13 protein-coding genes are annotated in these 14,326 nt (G+C 60.9%); 11 read left to right on the top strand and 2 right to left on the bottom strand.

Annotated elements, in window-relative coordinates; translation table 11 throughout:
• Nucleotides 1–244 precede the first annotated feature (244 nt).
• The 4 genes from purE to JV201_RS29030 all read left to right on the top strand — a co-directional run bounded on the left by purE (nucleotide 245) and on the right by JV201_RS29030 (nucleotide 2,795).
• On the top strand, nucleotides 245–736 hold the full coding sequence (purE, locus tag JV201_RS29045; protein ID WP_003213411.1) for a 5-(carboxyamino)imidazole ribonucleotide mutase: 492 nt from the start codon (nucleotides 245–247) through the stop codon (nucleotides 734–736).
• Between the two features lie 12 nt (nucleotides 737–748).
• Entirely contained in the window at nucleotides 749–1,834 is a 1,086-nt protein-coding gene (locus JV201_RS29040) for a 5-(carboxyamino)imidazole ribonucleotide synthase (RefSeq protein WP_102370181.1), read from the top strand.
• Between the two features lie 103 nt (nucleotides 1,835–1,937).
• Entirely contained in the window at nucleotides 1,938–2,183 is a 246-nt protein-coding gene (locus JV201_RS29035; protein ID WP_003213408.1) for a GlsB/YeaQ/YmgE family stress response membrane protein, read from the top strand.
• Nucleotides 2,184–2,261: 78 nt separating this feature from the next.
• Nucleotides 2,262–2,795, top strand: a complete 534-nt coding sequence (locus JV201_RS29030; protein ID WP_023659290.1) for a DUF3299 domain-containing protein — start codon at nucleotides 2,262–2,264, stop codon at nucleotides 2,793–2,795.
• Nucleotides 2,796–2,915: 120 nt separating this feature from the next.
• Here JV201_RS29030 and JV201_RS29025 read toward each other — a convergent pair whose 3' ends face one another.
• Together JV201_RS29025 and JV201_RS29020 are read right to left on the bottom strand one after the other, a co-directional pair.
• Entirely contained in the window at nucleotides 2,916–3,815 is a 900-nt protein-coding gene (locus tag JV201_RS29025) for a D-hexose-6-phosphate mutarotase (RefSeq protein WP_219406319.1), read from the bottom strand.
• Nucleotides 3,816–3,873: 58 nt separating this feature from the next.
• On the bottom strand, nucleotides 3,874–4,278 hold the full coding sequence (locus tag JV201_RS29020; RefSeq protein WP_003176975.1) for an acyl-CoA thioesterase: 405 nt from the start codon (nucleotides 4,276–4,278) through the stop codon (nucleotides 3,874–3,876).
• A 457-nt stretch (nucleotides 4,279–4,735) separates the two neighbouring features.
• On the opposite strand from JV201_RS29020, the gene JV201_RS29015 reads away from it, so the two are divergent.
• From JV201_RS29015 to JV201_RS28985, 7 genes are all read left to right on the top strand, one after another.
• Nucleotides 4,736–6,025, top strand: a complete 1,290-nt coding sequence (locus JV201_RS29015) for an MFS transporter (protein WP_003213403.1) — start codon at nucleotides 4,736–4,738, stop codon at nucleotides 6,023–6,025.
• Between the two features lie 329 nt (nucleotides 6,026–6,354).
• Entirely contained in the window at nucleotides 6,355–7,344 is a 990-nt protein-coding gene (locus JV201_RS29010) for a phosphate ABC transporter substrate-binding protein PstS (protein WP_003213401.1), read from the top strand.
• 430 nt (nucleotides 7,345–7,774) lie between these two features.
• On the top strand, nucleotides 7,775–9,808 hold the full coding sequence (locus tag JV201_RS29005; protein WP_174717804.1) for an ABC transporter permease subunit: 2,034 nt from the start codon (nucleotides 7,775–7,777) through the stop codon (nucleotides 9,806–9,808).
• A 15-nt stretch (nucleotides 9,809–9,823) separates the two neighbouring features.
• The gene (gene pstA / locus JV201_RS29000; RefSeq protein WP_008439475.1) at nucleotides 9,824–11,494 is read left to right on the top strand and encodes a phosphate ABC transporter permease PstA; all 1,671 of its coding nucleotides are present in this window, start codon (nucleotides 9,824–9,826) and stop codon (nucleotides 11,492–11,494) included.
• Between the two features lie 139 nt (nucleotides 11,495–11,633).
• A complete protein-coding gene (gene pstB / locus JV201_RS28995) occupies nucleotides 11,634–12,467 on the top strand; it encodes a phosphate ABC transporter ATP-binding protein PstB (protein WP_017476754.1) in 834 nt (277 codons plus the stop codon).
• A 72-nt stretch (nucleotides 12,468–12,539) separates the two neighbouring features.
• Nucleotides 12,540–13,301, top strand: coding sequence for a phosphate signaling complex protein PhoU (phoU, locus tag JV201_RS28990; protein WP_003213392.1), 762 nt, complete (start codon nucleotides 12,540–12,542; stop codon nucleotides 13,299–13,301).
• Nucleotides 13,302–13,425: 124 nt separating this feature from the next.
• Nucleotides 13,426–14,325 (top strand): response regulator, encoded by a 900-nt coding sequence (locus JV201_RS28985; RefSeq protein ID WP_003213389.1) that lies wholly within the window; start codon nucleotides 13,426–13,428, stop codon nucleotides 14,323–14,325.
• The last annotated feature ends 1 nt before the right edge of the window (nucleotide 14,326 follow it).

Raw genomic sequence — 14,326 nt, 5'->3', positions numbered from 1 at the left:
GGCAAGCCCGCTCCCACATTATTTTCTGGTGTGTTCGCTGACCTGGAAGTCAATAAAACCGCCTGTTTGAGGTGTAAGACAGATGGTCATTCCAGGGGCTGTTTATCTGCGTTATTACGGTATACTGCGCGGCCTTCGGCCGGTCCAACCGGCCTTAATTCGTACAACAAGCCACGCTGGATTTCCCGCGTGGCTTGTTGTTTTTTGACGCGCCTGCGGGCGCCCAGAGAGAAGAGGCACGACGATGAGTGCATTGGTTGGCGTGATCATGGGCTCCAAGTCCGATTGGTCCACCCTTAGCCACACCGCCGATATGCTGGAAAAACTCGGCATTCCCTACGAAGTGAAGGTGGTTTCCGCCCACCGCACTCCGGATTTGCTGTTCCAGTATGCCGATGAAGCAGAATCCCGTGGCATCGAGGTAATCATCGCCGGTGCCGGCGGCGCAGCTCACCTGCCAGGCATGTGTGCGGCCAAGACTCACCTGCCAGTGCTGGGCGTACCGGTGCAGTCGTCGATGCTCTCGGGCGTGGATTCGCTGTTGTCCATCGTGCAGATGCCCGCCGGTATTCCGGTGGCTACCCTGGCGATCGGCAAGGCCGGCGCGATCAACGCTGCCTTGTTGTCCGCCAGCATCCTCGGCGCCAAGCACCCGCAGTTCCACGCGGCGCTGAAAAAATTCCGTGCTGAGCAGACAGACAGCGTCCTGGACAATCCAGACCCACGCATTGCCTGAGGTGGTTGATTGATGAAAATCGGTGTAATCGGTGGCGGCCAACTGGGCCGCATGCTGGCCCTGGCGGGTACGCCGCTGGGGATGAACTTCGCTTTCCTGGATCCGGCACCAGATGCCTGCGCGGCTGCGCTGGGTGAACACCTGCGTGCGGACTACAGCGACCCGGATCACCTGCGCCAGCTGGCCGATGAAGTCGACCTGGTGACCTTCGAGTTTGAAAGCGTCCCGGCTGAAACCGTGGCCTTCCTGTCGCAGTTCGTGCCGGTATACCCGAGCGCCGAAGCCTTGCGCATCGCTCGTGACCGCTGGTTCGAGAAGAGCATGTTCAAGGACCTGGGCATCCCGACACCGGCTTTCGCCGACATCCAGTCCCAGGCTGACCTGGACGCCGCAGTCGCCTCCATCGGCCTGCCGGCCGTGTTGAAGACCCGCACCCTGGGTTACGACGGCAAGGGCCAGAAAGTCCTGCGCACCGCCGCCGACGTGGTCGGTACCTTCGCCGAACTGGGCAGCGTCGGCTGCCTGCTGGAAGGCTTCGTGCCGTTCACCGGTGAAGTCTCGCTGATTGCCGTGCGTGCCCGCGATGGCGAAACGCGTTTCTACCCGCTGGTGCACAACACCCACGACAGCGGCATCCTCAAGCTGTCCGTGGCCAGCACCGATCACCCGCTGCAAGCCCTGGCCGAAGATTATTCGAGCCGTGTGCTGAAGCAACTGGATTACGTCGGCGTGATGGCGTTCGAGTTCTTTGAAGTCGACGGTGGCCTCAAGGCCAACGAAATCGCCCCGCGCGTGCACAACTCCGGGCACTGGACCACCGAAGGCGCCGAGTGCAGCCAGTTCGAAAACCACCTGCGGGCGGTAGCGGGCTTGCCATTGGGCTCCACGGCAAAAGTCGGCGAGAGCGCCATGCTCAACTTCATAGGCGTGGTGCCGCCGGTTGATCGCGTGATCGCGATTGATGACTGCCATCTGCATCACTACGGCAAGGCGTTCAAGGCCGGGCGCAAGGTCGGCCACGCCAACCTGCGCTGCAAGGATCGCGCGACGCTGCAAGCGCAGATCCTCAAGGTCGAAGCGCTGATCGCCGAGCAATAACCCAAGGCCGGGCGGAACCATTGGTACCCGCCACCCTCTGATTGCAGGAAGCCAAAGTCTGACTAGGCTTTGACTGAATTCACTTCAATCAGAGGGAAATGCCATGGGTATCATTGGGACCATCTTTATCGGTTTGATCGTCGGCCTGCTGGCGCGTTTCCTGAAGCCAGGCGACGATAGCATGGGCTGGATCATGACCATCCTGCTGGGTATCGCCGGTTCGCTGGTTGCGACTTATGGTGGCCAGGCACTGGGCATCTATCAGGCGGGCCAGGGCGCAGGCTTCATTGGTGCGCTGGTGGGTGCCGTGGTGCTGCTGGTGATCTACGGTCTGCTGAAAAAGAAGTAATTTAGCGACCAGGCCCTCTGCGCTGCGCAGGCGCAGAGGGCTAGAATGCCGGCACTGTAATCCTTGCCGAGCCTCTCCATGCGCCGTCTCCTGTTATCCCTTCTTCTATGCACCGGGTTGGCCCACGCTGGCGAACTGCCGGAAACCGACTGGCTGGAACTGATGCCCAAGTCGGACCAGAAAGCCCTCGAAGAAATGCCGGAAATCGACCACAACTCCCCGGAAGCCCAAGGCACGTTCACCGCAAAGGGTGGCCTGAAGCAGAGCAAGGGTTTGCCGGCGGTTATGTATTCCACCAAGACGGTGGCTGCCATGAACGGCAAGAATATTCGCATTGGCGGCTACCCCGTGCCGCTGGAAACCGACGCCAAGGGCCGCAGCACGCTGTTCTTCCTGGTGCCTTATCCGGGCGCCTGCATCCACGTGCCGCCACCGCCGCCCAACCAGTTGGTGCTGGTGCGTTATCCCAAGGGCTTGAAGCTGGATGACATCTACACGCCGCTGTGGGTGACGGGCACGCTGAAGGTGGAGAAGGTCAACAATGACCTGGCCGATGCGGCGTATGCGTTGGATGCGGGGAAGGTGCGGGCGGTCAAGGAATCGGATCTCTGATCTGATGCAGAACCTAATGTGGGAGCGGGCTTGCTCGCGAATGCGGTGTGTCAGTCAGCACATGCACTAACTGGAACACCGCATTCGCGAGCAAGCCCGCTCCCACATTTTTGATTGGGGTTACAGGGCGATACCGCTGATGCTCACGCCCAGGGTATGGCTTTCACCCGGCGCCAGCGTCACCACATCGTCCAGCACATTCGCGGTCTCGATGCACAACATGCCCTGCCAGCCGTCGTCGGCCATGTCGCTGAAAGCCTTGGCGCGTTCAGTCCACGGGTTCCAGATCACCGTCGAGCGCGAGCCTGTGCTGGTGAGCTGAACGCGGCGCTGCCAGTCTTTATCGACAATGTTCAGCTGAGCCGGGGTGTCGAGGTAGATGCGGTCGGTCTCGGCGGTGAAGTGCAGCAGCCCGGATTGCTGCTTTGGGGTCCAGCCGTCGGCGGTATCGATATAGTCCCGCCCGTCCAGGCCGTCGACCTGCACGTTGCGTACATCGCTGACCGCAAAATAGCTGTGCAGCGCCTGGCTGAGGCTGACGGTCTCGGCGCCGTGGTTGTGGCTGGTCAGGCGGATGTGCAGTTGATCATCCAGCAGGATGCTCATCTTCAGGTCGACCTGATGCGGCCAACCCGGGAAGCCACCTTCAGGCACCGGCAGTTCCAGCTCAACCCGCAACGCCGTGCCTTCAGCTTCCACGCCAGCCATCGTCCAGTCCGCGGTCCGTACGAAACCATGCGCCCCAGCCGGCTCGTCACCCTGGTACATCGCCTTGACGCTTTGCGGGTTGCGGTCGAACACGCCAAACCACGGCCAGCACACCGGCACGCCGGTACGAATGCCTTTGCCTTTCTTGAACAGCACCTGATCGTTGGGCCAGATGATTGGCTTCTCGCCAGCGCGCTGGTAGCTGACGATATGCGCACCTTGCTGGGCCACCACCAATTCGGCGCCGTTGTGGCGGATGCGCCAAGCGTTCAGCTCATCCAGTTTTACGGTTTCAACGTTGGGCGTAGACATAGGCGCGCGCTCTCAATGGCAGACAATGGGGCAATGGACCGTCAAAACGTCGCGATGTTTAACGCGCCCGCGACGGAACCGAGCGGGTGCGGCCGCTGCCATCGATGGCAACGAACACAAACACCGCCTCGGTGACTTTGCGCCATTCGCTGGACAGCGGGTCGTCGCTCCACACTTCGACCATCATCTGGATCGAGCTGCGGCCGATTTCCAGGGCCTGGGTATAGAAGGACAACTGCGCGCCGACGGCCACGGGCACCAGGAATGCCATGCGATCAATCGCCACGGTGGCTACGCGGCCACCGGCAACCTTGCTCGCCATGGCGGTGCCGGCCAGGTCCATCTGCGCAACCAGCCAGCCGCCGAAGATGTCGCCGAAACCGTTGGTTTCACGCGGGAGTGCGGTGATTTGCAGGGCGAGATCGCCTTGCGGGATAGGATCTTCTTGTTCGAGTTCGATCATGCCGGTGCCTCTGACCCGTGACGCTTCATGGGTATTTCAAGTGGATAGCCGTCTTCTGGAAAAACGTTTCAGCACCAACATACACCGCTCGATGCGTTTCTCGTAAGGCGTACTAAAGGGAAACTCTGCCAAATCGGCTGGTGTATAACCAACGGCGTTTTGGCACAGCAGCCCCTCAAGGATGCGGGTCTGGCGCTTGCAAGGGCCGAGTATATCGAGCCGTCGGCGCCACGACGACCTCCCGACGCTCATTTGGTCGGTAAATAGACGCTGTATCGCGGCTTTTTCCGGCAACTGTGCTCCTGCTCATATTAATTGCACGTCTGCTGCGGAAATATTTCGCGGATCTGAACTGTTAACGGCTCAACGCTGTGCTTTTTCAAGCGATTTGCTATCTTGCCAAGCCTGCCGCAAGTCCCGGGCTTGCCGTCCTGACTACTATAAGAGAAGCCTTGCCATGTCCTCCGTGCCCGCAAGCAGTGCGCAACCTTCGCGCCCGCTGACCCGCAACGACTACAAAACCCTGTCGCTGTCTGCCTTGGGCGGGGCGCTGGAGTTCTACGACTTCATCATCTTCGTGTTTTTTGCGACGGTAGTCGGGAAGCTGTTCTTCCCGGCGGACATGCCCGAATGGCTGCGCATGATGCAGACCTTCGGCATCTTCGCCGCCGGCTACCTGGCGCGGCCGCTGGGCGGGATCATCATGGCGCACTTCGGCGACCTGCTGGGGCGCAAGAAGATGTTCACCCTGAGCATCTTCATGATGGCCGTGCCGACCCTGATCATGGGCCTGCTGCCGACCTACGCGCAGATCGGCCTGTGGGCGCCGATCCTGTTGCTGCTGATGCGCGTGATCCAGGGCGCGGCGATTGGCGGTGAAGTGCCGGGCGCGTGGGTGTTCGTGTCCGAGCACGTGCCGCCCCGTCACATCGGTTATGCCTGCGGCACCCTGACCAGCGGCCTGACGGCCGGCATTCTGTTGGGTTCGCTGGTGGCCACCGCCATCAACACGCTCTACAGCCCGGAACAGGTGTCGGATTACGCCTGGCGCATTCCGTTCCTGCTGGGTGGCGTGTTCGGCCTGTTGTCGGTGTACCTGCGTCGCTGGCTGCACGAAACCCCGATCTTCGCCGAGATGCAGCAGCGCAAGACCCTGGCGGCCGAGCTGCCGTTGCGCGCGGTGTTGCGTGACCATCGTGGCGCCATCGTACTGTCGATGCTGTTGACCTGGCTGCTGTCGGCCGGTGTGGTCGTGGTTATCCTGATGACGCCGACCGTGCTGCAAACGATCTACCACTTCAGCCCAACGGTGGCGCTGCAGGCCAATAGCCTGGCCATCGTCACCCTGAGCCTGGGGTGTATTGCTTCCGGCGCCCTGGCCGACCGTTTTGGTGCCGGGCGCGTGCTGATCATCGGTTGTGCCTTGTTGCTGGCAACGTCCTGGACGCTCTATCACAGCCTGATGGCTCACCCGGACTGGCTGTTCCCGCTGTACGCCTTGACCGGCCTGTTTGTAGGCACCATTGGCGTGGTGCCCTATGTCATGGTGAAAGCGTTCCCGCCGGTGGTGCGTTTCAGCGGTTTGTCGTTCTCCTACAACGTCGCCTACGCCGTATTCGGTGGCCTGACGCCGTTAGCGGTGTCGCTGCTGATGAAGGAAAGCCCGATGGGCCCTGCTTACTACGTGGCGGCCCTGTGCGTGATGGGGATGGCGGTGGGTGGGTACCTGTGGAAGCGCGGGCGCTGACACGTTTTTGAAAACTGCCGGACAACCTTGTGGCGAGGGAGCTTGCTCCCGTTGAACTGCGCAGCGGTTCCATTCTGGGGGCCGCTACGCGACCCAACGGGAGCAAGCTCCCTCGCCACAGATTTTGCCTTACAACGATTACAGATTGTTTCCACGAAATCGCTCCAACCTCCTCGCAAGCCCCGGATTTATTGGTGTTTCTCCTTCCTGTCAGCTTTTTCATAAATGCTGGCCTTTCATCTAATTGTCATATTCCAGACATAGAGTGTTCACACGGCCTACCGATACTTGGCCCCGATCCAACTATCCCTATCTGCTAGGAGCAAGGCATGAAACTGAAACGTTTGATGGCGGCAATGACTTTTGTCGCTGCTGGCGTTGCGACCGCTAACGCGGTAGCCGCTGGTGTTGACCCGGCGATTCCGGCTTACGTGAAGACCACTGGTGTGTCGGGCAACCTGTCCAGCGTTGGTTCCGATACCCTGGCAAACCTGATGACCCTGTGGGCTGAGGGTTACAAAAAGGAATACCCGAACGTCAACATCCAGATTCAGGCCGCCGGCTCCGCCACTGCACCTCCTGCACTGACTGAAGGCACCTCCAACCTGGGCCCGATGAGCCGCAAGATGAAGGACACCGAACTGGCTGCCTTCGAGCAGAAGTACGGCTACAAGCCAACCGCGATCCCGGTTGCCGTGGATGCCCTGGCCGTGTTCGTGCACAAGGACAACCCGATCCAGCACCTGACCATGGAACAAGTCGACGCGATCTTCTCCTCGACTCGTCTGTGCGGCGCCAAGGCTGACGTCAAGACCTGGGGCGACCTGGGCGTGACCGGCGACCTGGCCAACAAGCCAGTGCAACTGTTCGGTCGCAACTCGGTATCCGGCACCTACGGCTACTTCAAGGAAGAAGCCCTGTGCAAAGGCGACTACAAGCCTAACGTGAACGAACAACCTGGTTCGGCGTCGGTTGTGCAGTCCATCAGCTCCTCGCTGAACGGCATCGGTTACTCGGGCATCGGTTACAAAACCGCCAGCGTGAAAACCGTGGCCCTGGCCAAGAAAGGCAGCACTGACTTCATCGAAGACAGTGAAGAAAACGCCCTGAACGGCAAATACCCGCTGTCGCGCTTCCTCTACGTCTACGTCAACAAAGCCCCGAACAAGCCTCTGGCCCCGCTGGAAGCCGAGTTCGTGAAGCTGGTTCTGTCCAAACAGGGCCAGGAAGTGGTAGTGAAAGACGGCTACATCCCGCTGCCAGCCAAAGTTGCCGCCAAGGCACTGGCTGACCTGGGCCTGAAAGAAGGTGGCAAATAAGCCGCCGGTAAACCTGCCTTGAACCGCGGTTTACCCACGGTTCAAGGCCCGGGCGGGGTCTGTAAGACCTGGACCTCGCCTCCCATTTTTTAATCCGCTGCCAGCCCTGCTACGCGGCGGATTTCTTGCGTCACTGCATTGTCATCTTTCTGTCATACAGGATCGCTAGGGTGTGCGCATGAATGATCTGGCCAATTCCACCATGACGACGACTTCTCCCCCCAAGCGCATTGATTTCAATACGCCTGAGCTGCAACGCAAGCGCCGCATCCGCGCGCTCAAGGATCGCCTGACCCGCTGGTACGTGCTGATTGGCGGCCTCGCCGTCCTGGGCGCGATCACCTTGATCTTCTTCTTCCTCGCCTACGTGGTCGCGCCGCTGTTCCACGGCGCCAACCTGACCAAGGAAGAGGCCCTCGCGCCTGCCTGGCTGCAGGACGCCGGCAAGCCGCTGATGATCTCCATGGAAGAACAGAACCAGGTCGCCATGCGGGTTTCCGACAAGGGCCAGGCGCTGTTCTTCAACGTTGACACGGGTGCCGAACTCAAGCGCGTTGACCTGCCGTTGCCTGCGGGCGTGACAGTCGCCTCCATTGGTGAAGACCAGCCCGGCAGCCCGCTGGTGATCCTCGGCCTGTCCAACGGCCAGTCCCTGGTGTTCCGTCACACCTATAAAGTGTCGTACCCGGACGGCAAGAAGACCATCTCGCCCGCCGTCGAATACCCTTACGGCGAAACACCAATCGTCCTCGACGAACAGGGCCGCTCCCTTGAGCATGTCGCCTTGAACGCGACCGACTCGACGCTGGTGGTGGCTGGTTCCAGTGGTGCCCATCTGAACGTGCTGTCCATCAGCCGTGAAGAAAACATGATGACCGAGGAAGTCACCACCGAGCAGAAACGCATCGAGCTGCCGCAAATGACCGAGCCGGTCAAAGCCATCTTCGTTGATCCGCGCCAGCAGTGGCTGTACGTGATCAACGGTCGCGCCCAGGCCGACGTTTTCAGCCTGCGGGACAACAGCCTCAACGGTCGCTACAAATTATTGGAAGACGGCGTGGCGCAAGTCACGGCCAGCACCCAACTGGTGGGCGGCATCTCGCTGATCATCGGTAACTCCAGCGGTGGCCTGGCGCAGTGGTTCATGGCCCGCGACCCGGACGGCGAACAACGCCTGAAGCAGATCCGTACCTTCCAGATGGGCACCGCGCCTATCGTTGAAATCACTGCTGAAGAACGTCGCAAAGGCTTCACCGCCCTCGACGCTTCCGGCAAGTTCGGCGTGTTCCACAGCACTGCCCACCGTACGTTGCTGGTGGACCAGGTGGTCGACGGCAACGGTATCTTCGGCATGTCGCCACGGGCCAACCGGGTGATCGTCGAGGCCGGCGGCAAGCTTCAACCGCTGCTGCTGGACAACCCGCACCCGGAAGTTTCCTGGAGCGCGCTGTGGAGCAAGGTCTGGTACGAAAACTACGACGAACCTAAATACGTCTGGCAATCGACCGCCGCCAACACCGATTTCGAACCCAAGATGAGCCTGGCGCCCCTGACCTTCGGTACCCTGAAGGCCGCGTTCTACGCCATGCTGCTGGCCGCACCACTGGCCGTTGCCGCTGCGATCTACACCGCTTACTTCATGGCCCCGAGCCTGCGCCGCAAGGTCAAGCCGGTGATCGAATTGATGGAAGCGATGCCGACGGTGATCCTCGGCTTCTTCGCCGGCCTGTTCCTGGCGCCGTATGTCGAAGGGCACCTGCCGGGGATTTTCAGCCTGCTGATGTTGCTGCCGATTGGCATCCTGGTGGCCGGCTTCGTCTTCAGCCGCCTGCCTGAGTCGATCCGCCTGCGGGTCCCGGATGGCTGGGAAAGCGCGATCCTGATCCCGGTCATCCTGTTTGTGGGCTGGCTCTCGTTGTACATGAGCCCGTACCTGGAAACCTGGTTCTTCGGCGGCGATATGCGCATGTGGATCTCCCACGACCTGGGCATCACCTACGACCAGCGCAACGCCCTGGTAGTCGGCCTGGCCATGGGTTTCGCGGTGATCCCGAACATCTACTCCATCGCCGAAGACGCCGTGTTCAGCGTGCCGCGCGGCCTGACCCTGGGCTCCCTGGCCCTGGGCGCCACGCCATGGCAGACCATGACCCGCGTCGTGATCCTGACCGCCAGCCCGGGCATCTTCTCGGCGCTGATGATCGGCATGGGCCGCGCGGTCGGTGAAACCATGATCGTGCTGATGGCCACCGGCAACACGCCGGTGATGGAGATGAACCTGTTTGAAGGCCTGCGAACCCTGGCAGCCAACGTCGCGGTGGAAATGCCCGAATCGGAAGTCGGCGGCAGCCACTACCGCGTGCTGTTCCTCTCGGCGCTGGTGCTGCTGCTGTTCACCTTCATCATGAACACCCTCGCCGAGCTGATTCGTCAGCGTCTGCGCAAGAAATACTCGTCGCTTTAAGAAAGGTAGAAGTCTGTGAAACAGAACTCCCTGAATGGATGGTTCAAGAGCGGCGCCCCGGGCGTCTGGATCAGCGGTGGCGCGGTGTCCATCGCGGTCATCATGACCATTGGTTTGCTGGCCGTGATTGCCGTGCGTGGCCTGGGCCACTTCTGGCCGGCCGACCTGATCCAGGCCAACTACAACGTGCCGGGCCAGGAAAATCACATCGTCGTCGGCGAAGTGGTGCAGAAAGAAGAAGTGCCCCGCGAGCGCCTGAAAAGCGCTGGCTTGCCGGTGCCGGACCAAGGCCCGGAGTTCATGACCCGCGAGCTGATCAAGGTCGGCAACCGTGACTTGAACGGCAATGACTTCACCTGGATCGTCGGCGAGTGGCTGACCAACCAGACCAAGCCGGTCGAGTTGATGGCCATCGAGCGTCGTGAGTGGGGCAACTTCTACGGCACCCTGGTCAACGTCAAGCAGGACGGCAAGGTGATCGCCGAAGGCGAGGCGGCCTGGCCGGAACTGCAAGCCCGCGTGGACCGCGTCAACAAGCTCGCGGCCCAGCTCAAGACCCTCGAGAAGTCTGACATCGGCGCCATCAACGCCGGCCTCGAACGCATCCGCCTGCACGGTCGCAAGCTGGAGCTGGAAGGCAAGCTGGACGCCACCGCCCAGGCCGACATGGACAGCGGCCGCGCCGAACTGAACAACCGCTACAAGGATATCGAAGCCCGCCTGGCCGACCTGCACACCCAGTTCAACCGCGACAGCCTGACCGCCCGCGATGCCAACGGCAAAGAAATCGAAATCGGCATTGGCAAGGTGGTGCACGCTTACCAGCCGAACGCCATGGGCTACATGACCAAGGTTGGCTTCTACTTCAGCAAGGTCTGGGAATTCCTCAGCGACGATCCACGGGAAGCCAACACCGAAGGCGGGATTTTCCCGGCGATCTTCGGCACCGTGATGATGACCCTGATCATGGCGATGATCGTGACCCCGTTCGGCGTGCTGGCGGCGGTGTACTTGCGTGAATACGCCAAGCAGAACACCCTGACGCGGATCATCCGCATCGCGGTGAACAACCTGGCCGGTGTACCCGCCATCGTTTACGGCGTGTTCGGCCTTGGTTTCTTTGTGTACGTACTGGGCGGCTCGGTTGACCGGCTGTTCTTCGCCGAGGCCTTGCCGGCACCGACCTTCGGTACGCCTGGCCTGCTCTGGGCATCCCTGACCCTGGCGCTGCTGGCAGTGCCGGTGGTGATCGTGGCCACTGAAGAAGGCCTGGCGCGGATTCCTCGCACCGTACGTGAAGGTTCTTTGGCACTGGGCGCGACCAAGGCGGAAACGCTGTGGAAGATCGTGCTGCCGATGGCCAGCCCGGCGATGATGACCGGCATGATCCTCGCCGTGGCCCGCGCCGCGGGTGAAGTGGCGCCACTGATGCTGGTGGGTGTGGTGAAACTGGCGCCGTCGCTGCCGGTGGACGGCAACTACCCGTACCTGCACCTGGACCAGAAGATCATGCACCTGGGCTTCCATATCTATGACGTCGGCTTTCAGAGCCCCAACGTCGAAGCCGCGCGGCCGCTGGTGTACGCCACCGCCTTGCTGCTGGTGCTGGTGATCGCCACGCTCAACTTGTCGGCGGTGTGGATTCGTAACCACCTGCGCGAAAAATACAAAGCGCTGGACAGTTAATTGAAATGAACGCGGACTAAATGTGGGAGCGGGCTTGCTCGCGAATGCGGTGTATCAGTCATACATGGGTCAACTGACCTGACGCCTTCGCGAGCAAGCCCGCTCCCACAAAACGAATTGGTAGCACAGGGAGCATCCCATGCAACATGAAACCCATTCCCACGGCATCAACATGTCAGCCCTGGGTCGCGACAAGCAGAGCCTGAGCCTGGCCCAGGAAACCGTGGCCATCGAAGTACCGGGCCTGAGCCTGTACTACGGCGACAAGCAGGCGCTGTACGACGTCAGCATGAACATTCCGAAGCAGCGCGTGACCGCCTTCATCGGCCCGTCCGGTTGCGGCAAGTCGACCCTGCTGCGCACCTTCAACCGGATGAACGATCTGGTGGACGGCTGCCGCGTCGAGGGCGCGATCAACCTGTACGGCACCAACATCTACCGCAAGGGCGAAGACGTGGCCGAGCTGCGGCGCCGGGTGGGCATGGTGTTCCAGAAGCCCAACCCGTTTCCCAAGACCATCTACGAAAACGTGGTCTACGGCCTGCGCATCCAGGGCATCAACAAAAAGCGCATCCTCGACGAAGCCGTTGAGTGGGCACTGAAAGGCGCGGCGCTGTGGGACGAGGTCAAGGACCGCCTGCACGAGTCGGCCCTCGGTTTGTCCGGCGGCCAGCAGCAACGTCTGGTGATCGCCCGCACCATCGCCGTGGAGCCGGAAGTGCTGCTGCTCGACGAACCGTGCTCGGCACTCGACCCCATCTCCACGTTGAAAGTCGAAGAGCTGATCTACGAACTCAAATCCAAGTTCACCATCGTCATCGTGACCCACAACATGCAACAGGCGGCGCGGGTTTCCGACTACACCGCGTTCATGTACATGGGCAAGCTGGTGGAATTTGGCGACACCGATACCCTGTTCACCAACCCGGCGAAGAAGCAGACCGAAGACTACATCACCGGTCGCTACGGCTAGCAGGTGGCTGGTTGCTCACTGAACTGATGCTGCGGTCGACCGCACCTTACTGGACGTTCCAAGGACGCCAACATGATTAGCAAAGAAGGCCTTACCCATCACATCTCCGCGCAGTTCAACGCCGAGCTTGAGGAGGTGCGCAGCCACCTCCTGGCCATGGGCGGGCTGGTGGAGAAGCAAGTCAACGACGCCGTCACCGCGCTGATCGAGGCCGACTCGGGCCTGGCCCAGCAAGTGCGCGAGATCGATGACCAGATCAACCAGATGGAACGCAACATCGACGAAGAATGCCTGCGCATCCTGGCCCGTCGTCAGCCGGCGGCGTCCGACCTGCGTTTGATCATCAGCATCTCCAAGTCGGTGATCGACCTGGAGCGCATCGGTGACGAAGCCACCAAGATCGCCCGCCGCGCCATCCAGTTGTGTGAGGAAGGCGAAGCGCCGCGTGGTTATGTCGAAGTGCGCCACATCGGTGACCAGGTGCGCAACATGGTTCGCGACGCCCTCGACGCGTTTGCCCGTTTCGACGCCGAGCTGGCGTTGTCGGTGGCCCAATACGACAAGACCATCGACCGCGAATACAAGACAGCGCTGCGCGAACTGGCGACCTACATGATGGAAGACCCGCGCTCTATCTCACGGGTACTGAGCATCATCTGGGTACTGCGTTCGCTGGAACGCATCGGCGACCACGCACGCAACATCTCGGAACTGGTGATTTACCTGGTGCGGGGTACCGACGTGCGGCACATGGGCCTCAAGCGGATGAAAGCAGAAGTTGAAGGTACGACCGATCAAATCCCTAATGTTCCGGGCGTTCCTGACGATAAGTAAGATTGCCCGAGAAATAAACGCCCGGCCTTTGGTCGGGCGTTTTCGTTTGTGGTGTTGGAATTTTTGGCAAAACGCCATCAGCGAAGCGTTATGCTTGCCGGGGTTTTTATAGGATGAAGGGTCGATGAGCAAAGTCAGTGTATTGGTGGTGGATGACGCCTCGTTTATTCGCGACCTGGTGAAGAAGTGCCTGCGTAACTACTTCCCGGGGATCAAGATCGAAGATGCGGTGAACGGCAAAAAGGCCCAGGCCATCCTGATGCGCGAAACCTTCGACATGGTGCTGTGCGACTGGGAAATGCCGGAAATGTCCGGCCTGGAACTGTTGACCTGGTGCCGTGAACAGCCTCATCTCAAAGCCATGCCTTTCGTCATGGTGACCAGCCGTGGCGACAAGGAAAACGTGGTGCAGGCGATCCAGGCCGGGGTTTCCGGCTACGTCAGCAAGCCATTCACCAACGAGCAGTTGCTGAACAAGGTCAAGCAGGCACTGAACAAGATTGGCCGCCTCGACGCGCTGATCGCCAGCGCACCGACCAAGATGAACTCGGCGTTCGGTAACGATTCCCTCAGCGCCCTCACTGGTGGCAAGCCTGACGCAGTCAAGCCGGCCCCGGTGGCCGCGCCCAGCAAAGGCCTGCTCAACAGCCCGCCGGTGCAGGTGGCTGCGGCAGCGTCGCCTGCCAGCGGTCGTGGCCAGGGCCAGCTGCGCTTGTCCAGTGGCACCCAGCAGTGTGTGATCAAGGCCCTGAGCATCAAGGAGGCGCTGCTGGTGGTGCGTCGTGGTGAAATCCTGCCTCAGGTACTGGAAAGCGCCGTGCTCGACCTGGAGCAGGGTGAGAACGCTGAAGTGGCGCGTCTCAATGGCTACCTGCATGCCGTCGTGGCCTACGAGCCCAAGCCCGACAGTGACTGGCTGCAACTGACCTTCCGGTTTATCGACCAGGATGCGCAGAAGCTTGACTACATTTCGCGGCTGATCGCCCGCGGGACCGCACAGAAGCATTTTGTGCCGGGTGCGTGAC

The sequence above is a fragment of the Pseudomonas sp. Colony2 genome (assembly GCF_019382755.1).
Taxonomy (GTDB): Bacteria; Pseudomonadota; Gammaproteobacteria; order Pseudomonadales; family Pseudomonadaceae; genus Aquipseudomonas.
This window is presented reverse-complemented; position numbering and strand designations above follow the sequence as displayed.